This is a genomic window from Streptomyces sp. MI02-7b (assembly GCF_033793585.1).
GTDB lineage: Bacteria > Actinomycetota > Actinomycetes > Streptomycetales > Streptomycetaceae > Actinacidiphila.
This window is the reverse complement of record NZ_JARAWX010000024.1, coordinates 55634-68529: the sequence shown is the minus strand read 5'-3', so window position 1 is coordinate 68529 and position 12896 is coordinate 55634. Positions and strand designations below refer to the sequence as shown.

13 protein-coding genes are annotated in these 12896 nt (G+C 74.4%); 8 read left to right on the top strand and 5 right to left on the bottom strand.

What is annotated here, in order from left to right; translation table 11 throughout:
* Positions 1-107: 107 nt before the first annotated feature.
* The 3 genes from PV364_RS31815 (at position 108) to PV364_RS31805 (ending at position 2724) form a co-directional block, all read left to right on the top strand.
* Complete coding sequence (locus PV364_RS31815; protein ID WP_319664023.1) at positions 108-644, top strand: GNAT family N-acetyltransferase; 537 nt, start codon at positions 108-110, stop codon at positions 642-644.
* Between the two features lie 33 nt (positions 645-677).
* On the top strand, positions 678-1631 hold the full coding sequence (locus tag PV364_RS31810) for a MerR family transcriptional regulator (protein ID WP_319663965.1): 954 nt from the start codon (positions 678-680) through the stop codon (positions 1629-1631).
* Between the two features lie 169 nt (positions 1632-1800).
* The gene (locus PV364_RS31805; protein ID WP_319663964.1) at positions 1801-2724 is read left to right on the top strand and encodes an SAM-dependent methyltransferase; all 924 of its coding nucleotides are present in this window, start codon (positions 1801-1803) and stop codon (positions 2722-2724) included.
* A 39-nt stretch (positions 2725-2763) separates the two neighbouring features.
* Here the strand turns inward: PV364_RS31805 and PV364_RS31800 are convergent, their stop codons facing one another.
* A complete protein-coding gene (locus PV364_RS31800; protein ID WP_415924627.1) occupies positions 2764-4443 on the bottom strand; it encodes a glycosyltransferase family 39 protein in 1680 nt (559 codons plus the stop codon).
* A 97-nt stretch (positions 4444-4540) separates the two neighbouring features.
* Entirely contained in the window at positions 4541-5821 is a 1281-nt protein-coding gene (locus tag PV364_RS31795; protein WP_319663963.1) for a M48 family metallopeptidase, read from the bottom strand.
* Positions 5822-5967: 146 nt separating this feature from the next.
* Here PV364_RS31795 and PV364_RS31790 point away from each other — a divergent pair, with 146 nt between their 5' ends.
* The 3 genes from PV364_RS31790 to PV364_RS31780 all read left to right on the top strand — a co-directional run bounded on the left by PV364_RS31790 (position 5968) and on the right by PV364_RS31780 (position 6997).
* The gene (locus tag PV364_RS31790) at positions 5968-6216 is read left to right on the top strand and encodes a hypothetical protein (protein WP_319663962.1); all 249 of its coding nucleotides are present in this window, start codon (positions 5968-5970) and stop codon (positions 6214-6216) included.
* Between the two features lie 157 nt (positions 6217-6373).
* Positions 6374-6721 (top strand): hypothetical protein, encoded by a 348-nt coding sequence (locus PV364_RS31785; protein ID WP_319663961.1) that lies wholly within the window; start codon positions 6374-6376, stop codon positions 6719-6721.
* Between the two features lie 9 nt (positions 6722-6730).
* Positions 6731-6997 carry a DUF4235 domain-containing protein gene (locus PV364_RS31780; protein ID WP_319663960.1) on the top strand — a complete coding sequence of 89 codons (267 nt, stop codon included), beginning with the start codon at positions 6731-6733 and terminating at the stop codon, positions 6995-6997.
* A 55-nt stretch (positions 6998-7052) separates the two neighbouring features.
* Here the strand turns inward: PV364_RS31780 and PV364_RS31775 are convergent, their stop codons facing one another.
* Positions 7053-7811 carry an MBL fold metallo-hydrolase gene (locus PV364_RS31775; protein WP_319663959.1) on the bottom strand — a complete coding sequence of 253 codons (759 nt, stop codon included), beginning with the start codon at positions 7809-7811 and terminating at the stop codon, positions 7053-7055.
* 143 nt (positions 7812-7954) lie between these two features.
* Here PV364_RS31775 and PV364_RS31770 point away from each other — a divergent pair, with 143 nt between their 5' ends.
* On the top strand, positions 7955-9226 hold the full coding sequence (locus tag PV364_RS31770; protein ID WP_319663957.1) for a heparan-alpha-glucosaminide N-acetyltransferase domain-containing protein: 1272 nt from the start codon (positions 7955-7957) through the stop codon (positions 9224-9226).
* Between the two features lie 98 nt (positions 9227-9324).
* On the opposite strand, the gene PV364_RS31765 is transcribed toward PV364_RS31770, so the two are convergent.
* A complete protein-coding gene (locus PV364_RS31765) occupies positions 9325-9993 on the bottom strand; it encodes a response regulator transcription factor (RefSeq protein WP_319663955.1) in 669 nt (222 codons plus the stop codon).
* Between the two features lie 216 nt (positions 9994-10209).
* On the opposite strand from PV364_RS31765, the gene PV364_RS31760 reads away from it, so the two are divergent.
* Positions 10210-11280 (top strand): PP2C family protein-serine/threonine phosphatase, encoded by a 1071-nt coding sequence (locus PV364_RS31760; RefSeq protein ID WP_319663954.1) that lies wholly within the window; start codon positions 10210-10212, stop codon positions 11278-11280.
* Positions 11281-11311: 31 nt separating this feature from the next.
* Here PV364_RS31760 and PV364_RS31755 read toward each other — a convergent pair whose 3' ends face one another.
* Positions 11312-12772 carry an NAD(P)/FAD-dependent oxidoreductase gene (locus PV364_RS31755; protein WP_319663953.1) on the bottom strand — a complete coding sequence of 487 codons (1461 nt, stop codon included), beginning with the start codon at positions 12770-12772 and terminating at the stop codon, positions 11312-11314.
* Positions 12773-12896: the final 124 nt, after the last annotated feature.

Below are 12896 nucleotides of genomic sequence, written 5' to 3'. Positions count from 1 at the left end.
GGGATGCCGGCGCCGCCGGGTTGCACCTGGTGACGGCCGCGGACGGGGACGGCCCCCGCGTGCGCTCCGGCGCAGACGAGGGGACCGGCGCCGGGCGGGTCGTCGGCGTGTGCGTCGCCGTCGACGGCGCGCCGCGCTCCGCCCGCCTCGACCTGCTCCCGCTGCGTGCCGGCCACGCGGAGGAGATGGCCCGCGTCCTGTCCGACCCGGCCCTGCACACCTTCACCGGCGGCCGCCCCGACACCCCGGGTGAACTGCGCGCCCGCTACGGGCGCGTGCTCGCCGGTTCCCCCGACCCGGCCGTCTCCTGGCTCAACTGGGTGCTCCGGCTGCGCGACGAGGGGTGCCTCACCGGTTACGTCCAGGCGACGATCTCCCCGGGAGCCGCCGGCCCCGAGGCCGAGATCGCCTGGGTCGTCGGCACTCCCTGGCAGGGCCGCGGCCTCGCCCGGGAGGCCGCCCGCGCCCTGACCGGCTGGCTCGACTCCCGCGGCGTCCGCACGATCGTCGCCCACATCCACCCCGACCACCGCGCCTCCGCCTCCGTGGCCGAGGCCTGCGGACTCACCCCCACCGGCCGCTGGCACGACGGCGAGCGCCGCTGGCAGCGCGAAGTGCCGGAGGGCATCCCGGAAACCGCTTGAGTCTCCCCCAGGGGGAGACGGGAGGGTGGGGGCATGGACGACGGCACACTCCATTCCATCGGCGACCTGGCCCGGCGCACGGGACTGACGGTCAAGACCGTCCGGTTCTGGTCCGACCGCGGGATCGTGGTCCCCACCGGCCGCAGCGCGGCCGGCTACCGGTTGTACGGGGCGCGGGCACTCGCGCGCCTGGAACTGGTGCGGACGCTGCGCGACCTCGGAATGGACCTCGCCACGATCCGCAGGGTCGTGGAGAGGGAACTCACGCTGCCCGAGGTCGCCGCGGCCCATGCCGAGGCACTGGCGGCGCAGATCCGCGTCCTGCGGCTGCGGCGCGCCGTGCTGACGGCGGTGGCCGAACGCGGCTCCACACCCGAGGAGATGGATCGTTTGAACCGACTGGCCAAGCTGACCGAGCAGGAGCGGCGGCGGGTGATCGACGGCTTCCTGGACGCCGTCCTCGGCGGCCTCACGGACCCGGCGGTCGCCGGGATCCGCCGCACGCTGACGCCCGAATTGCCTGACGACCCCTCCCCGGAGCAGCTCCGCGCGTGGGTGGAACTGGCCGAACTGACCCAGGACGAGGGCTTCCGCACGAGGTTGCGCGCAATGGCGCGGGACCTGACGGCCCGGCGGGCCGAAGGCGGCGACGGACTGCCGCGCCGCGACCTGGTCGCGGTGGTCAGGGAGCGGATCGGCCCGGCGGTCGCGGCCGGCGTCGATCCGCTGTCCCCGGGGGCGGAGCCCTTCGTGGCATCGCTGACCGCCGGCTGCGCCGAAGCACTGGGCACCGCGGACGACGCGGTCCTGCGCGGCCGTCTGCCGTCCCTGCTGACGGCCGCCGACGACCCGGGCCGGGAGCGGTACGTAGCGCTGCTGGCGACGGTCAACGGCTGGCCGGCGCCCGGGTCCGCCGCTCCCGAACGGGACTGGTCACTGCGGGCCCTGGCCGCTCCCCGGGCCGGCACCGCGAGCCCCGCCCCGTAGCCGGGGACGCGCGGGTGGCCACCGGGCCGACGGCCGCCGTCGTCGTCGTGACCTGCGGGCACCGCCGTGACCGGCGGGGGACGCGGGGCACCAACTCACCGTCGGAAGCGCTAAGTTGTCTGTTGATCGGATCGATTTTTCGATTTCTCGAGTTTCAGGGGATGGTCCCATGGGCAACGACAGCCAGGCGTCCACGGCCTACGAGTCCGCCGAGCAGCTCCGCAAGCGCATCGACACCACGCGGGCCCATCCCGCCCGCGTCTACGACGTGTTCCTCGGCGGCAAGGACAACTACCCCGTCGACCGCGACGCCGCCGCGGCCGCCCTCGCCGCCAACCCCCGCGGCCACCTCGACGTCCGGCACAACCGGGACCTCCTGCGCCGGGCGGTGAACCACCTCGCGGGCGAGGTGGGCATCCGCCAGTTCCTCGACATCGGCACCGGTCTGCCCACCCAGGAGAACGTCCACCAGATCGCCCAGCGGATCACCCCCGACGCCCGTGTGGTGTACGTCGACAACGACCCCGTCGTCCTCGCGCACGCCCGTGCCCTGCTCGCCTCCAGCCCCGAGGGCAGGACCGACTACATCGACGCGGACCTGCGCGACCCCGCCGCCATCCTCGAACAGGCCGCCCGCACCCTCGATTTCGAGCGGCCGATCGCGCTCGTGCTGGTGGCCGTGCTGCACTTCGTCGAGGACGACGAGGCGTACGGAGTCGTCAAGCACCTCGTGGACGCGCTGCCCTCGGGCAGCTACGTCGTCCTCACCCACCTCACCTCCGACCTGAACGCCGAGCAGATCGCCAAGGTGGCCAAGACCTACCAGGACCGGGGCTTCTCCTTCGTGCTGCGCCCGCACGACGAGGTCCTGCGCTTCGCCACCGACAACGGCCTCGAGCTCGTCGAGCCCGGTCTCGTCCCCGTGCACCACTGGCGTCCGGACCACTCCCCGGACACCGGCGCGTCCACGGCGGACATGGACCCGGCGTTCATCGAGGGCCTGGACGACATCGACAAGATCCGTTACCACGACATCAACGACGTGACGGACGCCGACATCAACGTCTACGGCATGGTGGCCCGCAAGGCCTGACCGGTCCCGACGAGCGGCGCCGGGCGCACGGCCCGGCGCTCAGCGGCGGTAGAGCGTGATCGAGTGCCCGACCTCGTCGATCGCGGTCGCCCCCTTCAGCAGCGCGGCGAGCCGTCCTTCCGCCTTGGCGGCCGAGGAGTCCGAGACGACGAGCAGTCCGTGCACCTGCTCCGGGGGCACGGTCAGCGGGTCGCGTGACGCGATGCCGTAGTACGACGGCACGCCGCTGCCCTTGTAGACCAGCCAGACCGTTTCGCCCGGATGACGTTCCCTCAGGCGGTCGGCGAGCCGTCCCAGGTCCTGGCCCCAGTCGACGTTCGAGTCGTGCAGGCGCAGATGCGTCCGCGCGGGACCGCCGAAAGCCTCGTTGGAGTACGGGAGGTAGTAGGGGAACGTCCGCAGCGAGCTGACCGCGACGAAGGCGACCAGCGCGGCAGCCGTCACGTGGACCCACCGCCGTCGCACCGCGGTGACCCCCGCGGCCGCGACCGCCCCGAACACGGGCATGAACACCGCGTAGCGGACGCCCAGGTCCCGCGACCCGGTCATCGCCGCGGCCAGCAGCACCAGGGGCGGCAGCAGCAGGTACGCCGCCGCGGGCCGCAGCCGGGGTACGGCGACCAGCGCCGCCGCACCGGCCGCCCACAGGGCCGTCATGCCGAGCGGGGTCTTCACCAGCAGCGCCGCGGGCAGGTAGTACCACAGCGCCCCGCGATAGTGCCGGCCGAAGAGGAAGCCGTCCCACGTGGCGTTCTCGAAGCCGAACTGCAGCCGCACGCCGTCCCGGTAGGCCTCCGGGAACGGCAGCAGCGACGTCACCAGGCCGCGCGGTCCGTGGACCGCCGGCACCCCGCCCGGCGTCGTCCACCGCAGCCGCGGGTCCACCGCGAGATAGGCGGCCCAGACCACCGCCACCGCGACCAGCCCCACGCCGGCCGCCGCCGCGAGGCCGCGCCCCCACCGCCGGCGCCTTCCCTGGTCGACGGCGACCAGGAGCAGCACCACCGGCACCGCCGCCAGCATGCTCATCTTGGTCGCCAGCGCCGCCCCGAGCGCCGCACCGGCGAGCGGCAGCCACCGGCGCGGCCGTCCGCGGGCGCGCCACAGGCACCAGGCCGAGGTCAGCGCGAAACCGGCCGCGGGCACGTCCAGGGTGGCCAGCGACCCGTGCGCGACGACGTCCGGCGAGAAGGCGTACAGCGCCAGCGCCACCAGTGCCCCCGCGGGACCGAACAGGTCCCTCGCGAAGGCCAGGACGACCAGCCCGAAGAGCAGCGTCAGCACGATCACCGGCAGGCGCGCCGCGAGCATCACCCGCCACGGGTCGTTGCCCGATTCGTACAGGACGCGGCGCCCCAATTGCGTCTGGTCCCCGGTGAAGCCCCGGTCCAGGTGCACATCCGCGAACGCCAGCCCGCTCTCGATCACGAGCTTGCCCAGCGGCGGGTGCTCGGGGTTGAAGCGCAGGCTGTGCTCGCGCAGGTAGACCTCCGCCGTGCCCACGTAGACGGGTTCGTCGATGGTGGGGGTCTGCTGCACGGCGGTCGTCACCATCGCGACCGCCATCTGCGCCAGCAGCGCGACCACGGCCAGGACGAACAGCCACCGCCGGAGCCGGGGCCGTGCAGGCGCCGCCGTTCCGGGCTCCGGTGCGGCAGGCGGCGTCCCCGCCGCGCCCGGGGCGGTCAGGGGGTGCTGTGGTCCTGGCCCTGGTCTCATCGCTCCCGTACCCCGTGCCGTGCCGCGCGCACAAGACCGTCCCTGTGCCTCACCGTCCCGCATCATGGCACGCGGCCCGGCGGCGCACGGCGGCTTCTCAGCCGTTCAGCACCTTCCTGCCGAGCTCCCGGCGCGCCGGGTCGAGCCCCGCGTCGATCTCCTTCTCCCGCGCGACGTCCGTCACGACGCCGGCCTGCCGCTGCTCCCGGACCGCCAGCGCGGCACGCCGCAGGTGCGTCGGCGGGTGGGTGCTGTTCTCGGCGTGGGCGGTCAGGACGGACAGCCGGCGCCGCCGTTCGACCTCGTGCGGGGGGATCGAGTCCGTGTACTCCCTCAGCTGTTCCCAGACCGTCTCGGCGGGCTGCCGGCCGACGGTCCTGCCCCGGTGCACGGTCCTGGCCGAGACGCCCTGCCGGTGCAGCCAGAACGTTGCGGTGTCGGCCAGCAGCAGGAAGTCCACGACGTCCATGGCCGCCGCCGAGGAACCGATCCGCGCGGCGAGGTCGTCCGCGAGGTACTCGGCCTGCTGGGAGGCGCGCAACGTCAGGTGCTCGAGCAGGCGCAGCAGCAGGAGCGCCGCGTAGGCGGGAGGGAACATCGTCAGCCGTGCGACGGTCGCGATCAGCCCCATGCCCCGGGTGTCGTCCGTCGGGCGCAGCAAGGCGTACCACTGGGCGAGCGTGCCGAGCGCGGAGCCCACGAACAGCCCTTGGCGGGTGTCCCCGTTGACCAGATGGCCGAACTCGTGGCCGAGCAGGGCGATCCGCTGCTGCGGGGTGAGCGGCTCCCACAGCCCGAGCCCGATCCTCAGCACGATGCGGCGGCGCAGGCCCATGACCTGGACGGAGGCGTTCACGTCAGCGTCCACGACGACCACATCGGCCCGCGGCGCCCCCAGGGCGCCGGCGACCTCGTCCAGCAGCCCGTACAGCGCAGGCGCGTCGCCGCGGTACACCCGCACCCCGTCCCGGGGCAGCGCGTGCAGCCTCGGGCGCATCAGCCACGCCAGGGCCAGCAGCATGATCCCCAGCACGCCCAGGAAGACCACGTCCCAGCCCGTCACGACGAGCCACAGGCCGCTCGCCGCCACCGCGAGCGTCAGCAGGTGGACCACTCCCGCGAGCGCGTGTGCCGCGGCGTACGTGGTGCCGCGTCCGGGCCGCGGCGGCTGTGCCGACGTCATCCGGCCGAACAGCTCCTCGCCGTAGGCCCGCGACAGCCGCCGCCGGAACCGGTCGACGCGGCCGGCGTCCTCCCCGGCCTCGTCGGCACCGCCCCGCACGTTCCACGCGCACCCCACGCACCACACCACGAACCGGTCGTCCGACGGCAGTTCCGCCCCGCACTGCGGGCACCCCCCGTGCATGTCGTTCCCCACCCCTGGCTGCCCCTCCTCTTGATCACCCCTGGCCGGCTGAGCGTAGGGGACGCGGCGGGCACGGACCGCGCCAGGGCCCGGGTGCGGGAGCGAGGTTCACCCCTGGTCGGCTGTCCCGTCCTTGCCCGGCAACGGAACATGGCGGCATGAACCGTGACGAACTCCCCGCCGAGGGACACCACGAGGGGGTCCGTGACCTTGTCGCGCGGATCGCCGAGCGCCATTGGGACGCCGTACGACGCCACGACGAGGATGAGTTGACGCAGGCTGCCGACGAGGCCGCGTCCGACCTCGGAGCGGACATCGCCCACCCCGGCGCGGGGCACGGGCCGGCCGGCCACGACGCCGAGGCCGGCCTCGGCAGGGAGAAGGAGCCGCCCGCACCGCGCCCGTGACGTGGCCCCGGGCCGGGCCGCCCGCATGCCGTGCCCGCGCAGGGGTAGCCGGGCGGTGAGGGCCGAGAGGCGGGGACCATCCGCTGACGATCCATCAGCATCGCGGAGCCCGCGGCGCGAGGGCCGGTTCGGCCGGGATCACGGAAAGGGCGGAGCGATGACGGACAAGCACGAGGCGGGCGGGGCGGCGTCGGCCCCGACGCCCGACCAGTTGCGCGAGGACGCGGTGCGCGCCCGGGAGGAACTCGGCGGGATCGCCGCGGAGTCCGGGGCCCGCGGGCACGAGCGCGTGGCGGCCGCGCGGCGGCAGATCGACGAGCGGACGGCGCAGGCCAAGGACAAGGCCGCCCGGGCGTTCAGGCGGGTTCAGGAGCGCACCCCGGAGCGCTTCCGGCAGCAGGCGGAGGAGGCCGCTTCGGCGGCGGGTCGCAACCCCGGGCAGATCCTCGCCGTCGTCTCCGGGTTCGTGCTGATCTACCTCGTCGTGCGCCGCACCAGGCGGTGAGCGCCGGCCATGAGGAAGTCCAGGATGGTGTACCGGCCGGTGGGCCTGGCCCTCGGCGCGCTCGGCGGCGCCGTGGCCGGCGCCCTGTTCACGAGGGCGTGGAAGCTCATCGGACGCGAGGGCGAGGCCCCCAAGGCCACCGACGAGGACCGTGCGTGGCGGGAGGTCCTGATCGCCGCCGCCCTGCGCGGCGCGATCTTCGCCACTGTCAAGGCCGCCGTCGACCGGGGCGGCGCGACCGGCGTGCGGCGGCTGACCGGCACCTGGCCCGGATGACCTGGACGGCGCGGATGGCCCGGATGGCCCGGACGGCCGCCCGGGCGCGGGCGGGCTACGCCCCGTCCTCGTCCGTTCTGCGCAGGTAGGCCCGCGCGACGTCGCGCAGTCGCGCCCGGTCGAGGCTGCGCCCGTGCCCCGGGTGCACGACGGACACGTCCAGCCCGCACAGGAACTCCAGGCTGCGCCGGTAGGCGGCCACGTCGGACTCGGGCAGATCGTCCACCAGGTACCCGTCGTAGACGACGTCACCGGAGTACAGCGCGCCGGTGTGCTCCTCCAGCAGCGCGACGGACCCGGGGGTGTGCCCCGGCAGGTGCAGGACGGTGAGCGTCCGGCCGCCGAGGTCGATGCGGTCCCCGTCCTCCACCGGGTGGGTCAGCGTCACCGCGCCGACGCGGTACGCCGCCGGGTCGTAGCCGGGTTCGGGGAGCGCGTCGATCATCACGTCGGGGAAGTCCGCCCCCACGTCCTCGGTGCCGAGCAGGCGTGCGAGTTCGGGCCCGTCCAGGCTCGCCGGGACGCCGGCCGCCAGGGCGGCGGCGTCGGCGGGGTGCCCCGCCCGCTCGCGGAACTCGTACGCCCCGCCGACATGGTCCAGGTGCGCGTGGCTGAGGACGACCAGCGGATCGCGGGCGAAGAGCGCGGGTACCGCCTCGCGCAGGGCGACCACGCCCAGTCCCGCGTCCACCACGACGTCGCGGTCCGTGCGCCGCAGCCACCACACGTTCGACCTGAGGATCTCGTGGACGTGTGGCTCGCTGAGGCGGACGAGGCCGTCGCCGAACCGCAGTTGCTCGAACCAGGGGCTCATGCCGGCCCATTGTGCCCGGAGCGCGTCCTGCCCGTGGCGCCGGGTCCCGCCAGGCGGCGGGGGGTGGGCACCTCCGCCCGGCGGGGCAGGACCGGACGCCTGCCGGATACCGGTGGGCGGCCCCGGCCGGGGATGATCGAGGCATGGCGCACGATGTTCTCTTCACCGTGTCGGCCCCGGGGCGACCGGTAGCGGAGCGGGCGGCTCCCACCGGCGCCCCGGTAGGCACCGCCGGAAACACGTCGGTGGGCCGCATGGTGGGTGTGGACCTCGCGCGCGGCTTGGCGGTCCTCGGAATGTACGCGGCCCACGTGGGCCCCGATCCTTCGGTAGGAGGGTTCCAGGGCCGGCTGATGGAGTTGGCGCAGGGCCGGTCGTCGGCCCTCTTCGCTTTCCTGGCCGGCTTCTCCATCGTCCTCATCACCGGGCGGCGGGTCCCCGCCACCGGCCGTGCCGGCCGGCAGGCGGTCGTCCGGGTGGCGGTCCGCGCGGTGATCCTGGTGGCCCTGGGTACCGCGCTGACCATGCTGGGCACCTCGATCGAGGTGATCCTCGCGTACTACGGCGTGTGCTTCCTGCTCGTTCTGCCGCTGCACCGGCTGCGCCCCGCCGTCCTCGCGGCGATCGCGGCGGTCAGCGTGCTGGTGCTGCCCCAGGCCCTCTTCGTGGTGCAGCGCTCGATCGATCAAGGCTCGTGGGCGGAGGCGGTCACGCGGCACGACCTCCTGGCCCACGTCGGCGGCACGGACGGTGTCATCGGGCTGATGTTCACCGGTGACTATCCCGTCCTCGCGTGGGTGCCGTTCCTCATCGCCGGCATGGCGGTTGCCCGTCTCGACCTCAGGTCGGCGGCCGTTCGTGCGCGGCTGGCGATGACAGGTGGAGCGCTGGCCCTGGTCGGCTACGGCGGATCATGGCTGGCGCTGCACCTGATTCCCGGCGTGGTGCCGGGAATCTCCATGTTCGGGGTGGACGCGGAGCACGGCGGCGCGCGGTCGGCCTGGTGGTCGGACGCCGCGGGCTTCCCGAGCGGCGACGGTGACTCCACGTCGTGGCTCTGGGCGGCCTCCCCGCACAGCGAGACCACGCTCTCGGTGATCGCCGGCACGGGTGTGGCGCTGCTGGTGCTCGTCGGGTGCACGGACGTCGTCGAGCGCGGGCGCGCCGTCCGGCGGGTGGCGACGCCGGTGATCGCGGTCGGCTCCATGTCGCTGACCTTCTACGTCGGGCACATCCTCGCCATCAAGGCACTGGGCCTCGACCTCGACGACCTTCCCGGCCCGCCGATGGGGGTCCTTCTCGCGTTCGTCGCGGCCGCGCTGCTGCTGGCCGTGGTCTGGTCGTCCTTCTTCCGGCGGGGCCCCCTGGAGTACGCCCTGAACAGGGCGACCCGCGTCAGCCGCTACGTCGCCTGAGTCCCGGCCCGGGCGGGCCGTCGCGGCCGTCGCGGCCGGCGGGGCCAGGACCGGCGCCACGTCCGCCGGCCGCGGCCGCAGCCGTCGGCGCCTCGGGCTCACGGCGCGCGCCCGTCCCCGTGCCGGTGGCGCAACAGCCCCGCGCGTTCGGCCAGGAGCGCGGCCTGCACCCGGCTGCCCACCCCCAGCTTGGTGAGGATGGCGCTGACGTGGTCCTTGACCGTGCCGGTGCTCAGGTGCACCCGGGTGCCGATGTCGGCGTTGGACAGCCCCTCGGCGACCAGGACGAGCACGTCGCGCTCCCGGTCGGTCAGCGCGGCCACCGCGTGCGCCGCGCTGACCTGCTCCTCGCCCTCCAGGTAGCCGTCCACGACAGTACGGGTGACCTCGGAGGCGAGCACGACCCCACCCGCCGCCAGGTTCCGCACCAGGTACGCCAGCTGCTCGGGGTCGGTGTCCTTCAGCAGGAAGCCCGCCGCCCCGGCCCGGAGCGCGGCGGCGACGTACTCGTCGGTGTCGAACGTGGTCAGCATCGCCACCACCGGGGGCGCGGGCATCCGGCGGATCTCGGCGAGGATCGTGAGACCGTCCACATCGGGCATCCGGATGTCGAGGAGCACGACGTCCGGACGCAGCTCCTCCACCGCCCGCAGCGCCCGTCCCCCGGGCACCGCGGCGACCGTCTCGATGTCGTCCGCCGCGTCGAGGATGTGCTGGAATCCCGTGCGGATCAGCGCCTCGTCGTCCACGACCAGTACCCGGATCATCCTCGATCCCTACCCCGCACCGCCGGGAGAGCTGCCGGGTATGGTGCATTTCATCGGGAAGAGAATGTTTGGTCTCTTTGTTGCATGGCCTGCACCATGGTTGGTGGCGTGCGCGGCCGGCCGGCCGGGTCCGGGGCGGAGAGGAGAGCCAGGATGTGGGCGTGGTGGCATGGCGGGCCCCGTGGCGCGGGGGACCGCGGGACCGCCGGGCGGCGCGTGTGCGACTACGTCCTCACCGCCGTGGCCGCCCTGCTGATCGTGGCCGTTCCGGTGGCGGACCTGTTCCTGCCCATGAACATCCACATCGCGCACGTCCTGGTGGTGCCGGTGGCGCTGGTCGCCGCCTTCGCCGGGCCCCTGCGCGGCGCCCTGACCGCGCTGCTCGCCGTGCTGGCGCTGATCGCCGCCGCCGTCGAACGCGATGCCCTGACCACGGAGAACGTCCTGGTGCAGCTGGCGTCGCTGGTGCTGGTGTCGGTGCTGCTGGTGGTCTTCGCCCTGTCGAGCGAGCGGGGACGGCACGAGCTCGCCGGCGAGCGCCGGATCTCGGAGGCGGCCCAGAGAGTCGTCCTGCGGCCGCTGCCCGGCCGCTCCGGACCGCTGACGATCGCCTCCGCCTACCGCTCGGCCGACGACGGCGCCCGGGTCGGCGGCGACCTGTATGCGGTAGCGCGCACCGCGAACGCCACCCGCCTGCTCATCGGGGACGTGCGCGGCAAGGGACTGAACTCGCTCGGCGAGACCGAGACCGTGCTCGGCGCCTTCCGCGCCGCGGCCCACCGCCAGGAGCCGCTGCCGGAACTGGTCGCCTCGCTGGAGGGCAGCGTGCGCTGGGGCCTGGCGGAGTTCTGCGACACACCGGCCGAGGCCGACGTGGGGGAGCGCTTCGTGACGGCCGCCGTCGTCGAGATCCCCGACGACGAGCCGTTCGTCCACGTGGTCAGCTGCGGCCACCTGCCCCCGCTCCTGCTGCACGAGGGCCGGGCGACCCTGCTCGACGTGGCCGAGCCCGCCCCGCCGCTCGGCCTCGGGGCCCTGGCCGAGAGCACGTACGCCCCCAGCACCTTCCCCTTCGTGGGCGGTGACCAGCTGCTGCTCTACACCGACGGGCTCACCGAGGCCCGCGACGCCGAGGGCGGCTTCTACCCTCTGGTGGAACGCGCCGCCGGGCTGACCGGCTCCTGCCCGGCCACCCTGGTGCAGGAGGTGACCCGGGACCTGCTGGGCCACGCCCACGGGCCGCTGGGCGACGACATGGCCGTCGTGGCCCTCCGGCGCGAGCACTGACGCCCGCGCCGCCGGCCGTCCCGGCTCCGGCTCATTCCGCGGCGTAGGCCTCCAGCAGCCGCAGCCACACCTCGCTGATCGTGGGGAAGCACGGGACGACGTGCCACAGCCGGTCGACCGGGACCTGCCCGGCGACGGCGACCGTCGCGGAGTGCAGCAGTTCGCTGACGGCGGGCCCGACGAACGTCACACCGAGCAGCCTGCCGGTGTCCTCGTCGACGACCATGCGGACCCGCCCCGGGTAGCCGTCGGCGTACAGTTGCGCACCCTTCACCACGCGGCCCGTGTCCACGTCCACCGTCCGCACCCGGTGCCCGGCGCGCTCCGCCTCGGCCGCGGACAGGCCCACCGCGCCCGCCTCGGGGTCGCAGAAGAACACCTGCGGCACCGCGTGCACGTCGGCGGTGACCGCGTGCGGGCCCCACTCCGCGGTGTCCAGCTCCCGGCCCGCCGCGAGGGCGCCGATCGCGGCGCCCGCGATACGCGCCTGGTACTTGCCCTGGTGGGTCAGCAGGGCATGGTGGTTGATGTCACCGAGCGCGTACAGCCACCCGCCGTCGACATCGCGGACTCGGCAGCTCTCGTCGACGTCCAGCCACGCGCCGGGGGCCAGGCCCACGGTGTCCAGGCCGATGTCGTCGGTCAGTGGCAGCCTGCCGGTGGCGTAGAGGACCTCGTCGGCCTCCAGGGTGTCGCCGTCGTCCAGGGTCACCGTGACCGGGCCGGTGCCACCCGGCCGGGACAGTGCCGTCACCGCCACCCCGGTCCGGATCATCACACCCGCCTCGGCCAGCCCGACGGCGACCATCTCTCCGACGAACGGCTCCATGCGCGGCAGCAGGCCGCTGCGCCGTACCAGCAGCGTCACCTGCGAACCGAGCCCCTGCCATGCGGTGGCCATCTCCACCGCGACACCACCGCCGCCGACGATCGCCAACCGTGGGGGCACCGTGTGGGAGTCCGTCGCCTCGCGATTCGTCCACGGCCTCGCCTCGTCGATCCCGGGGACGGCGGGCAGCGCGGGCCTGCTGCCGGTGGCGACGGCGACGGCGTGCCGGGCGGTCAGCACACGCGGCTCGCTCCCGGAGACGTGCACGGCGACCCGGCGCGGTCCATCCAGCCGCCCGTGGCCGCGCACCAGTTCGGCGCCGATGCCGTGGACCCAGTCGGCCTGACCGTCGTCCTTCCAGTCCGTGACGAATCCGTCACGGCGGGCGAACGCGCCGTCGGCGGCCACCGGCGCGGTCACCGCCTGCCGCGCGCCGTCGACCCGCCGGGCGTCGGAGACGGCGATCACCGGCCGCAGCAGCGCCTTGCTGGGAACACACGCCCAGTACGAGCACTCGCCCCCGACCAGTTCGCGCTCCACCACCGCCACGCTCAGCCCCGCCGCCCGGGTCTTCTCGGCCACGGTCTGACCGACCGGGCCCGCGCCGACGACCACCACGTCGAAGGTGTCCTGGGCCGCCGCTCCCTGCGCTGCATCGCTCATTCGACTGCTCCCGGTGTCTGGTTCCGCGGCTCGGCGATCGGCGCGCGGACGAACGCTCTTCCCGGGTGCCGCCCGCGGGTGCCGTCGCTTCCGTCGCTTCCATCGCAGCACACCTCCCATCGGG

Bases quoted from the DNA above. Each gene is read 5' to 3' on its own strand.
- PV364_RS31810 (WP_319663965.1), top strand. From the start codon at position 678: ATGGACGACGGCACACTCCATTCCATCGGCGACCTGGCCCGGCGCACG.
- PV364_RS31805 (WP_319663964.1), top strand. From the start codon at position 1,801: ATGGGCAACGACAGCCAGGCGTCCACGGCCTACGAGTCCGCCGAGCAG.
- PV364_RS31800 (WP_415924627.1), bottom strand. From the start codon at position 4,443: ATGAGACCAGGGCCAGGACCACAGCACCCCCTGACCGCCCCGGGCGCG.
- PV364_RS31790 (WP_319663962.1), top strand. From the start codon at position 5,968: ATGAACCGTGACGAACTCCCCGCCGAGGGACACCACGAGGGGGTCCGT.
- PV364_RS31785 (WP_319663961.1), top strand. From the start codon at position 6,374: ATGACGGACAAGCACGAGGCGGGCGGGGCGGCGTCGGCCCCGACGCCC.
- PV364_RS31780 (WP_319663960.1), top strand. From the start codon at position 6,731: ATGAGGAAGTCCAGGATGGTGTACCGGCCGGTGGGCCTGGCCCTCGGC.
- PV364_RS31775 (WP_319663959.1), bottom strand. From the start codon at position 7,811: ATGAGCCCCTGGTTCGAGCAACTGCGGTTCGGCGACGGCCTCGTCCGC.
- PV364_RS31770 (WP_319663957.1), top strand. From the start codon at position 7,955: ATGGCGCACGATGTTCTCTTCACCGTGTCGGCCCCGGGGCGACCGGTA.
- PV364_RS31765 (WP_319663955.1), bottom strand. From the start codon at position 9,993: ATGATCCGGGTACTGGTCGTGGACGACGAGGCGCTGATCCGCACGGGA.
- PV364_RS31755 (WP_319663953.1), bottom strand. From the start codon at position 12,772: ATGAGCGATGCAGCGCAGGGAGCGGCGGCCCAGGACACCTTCGACGTG.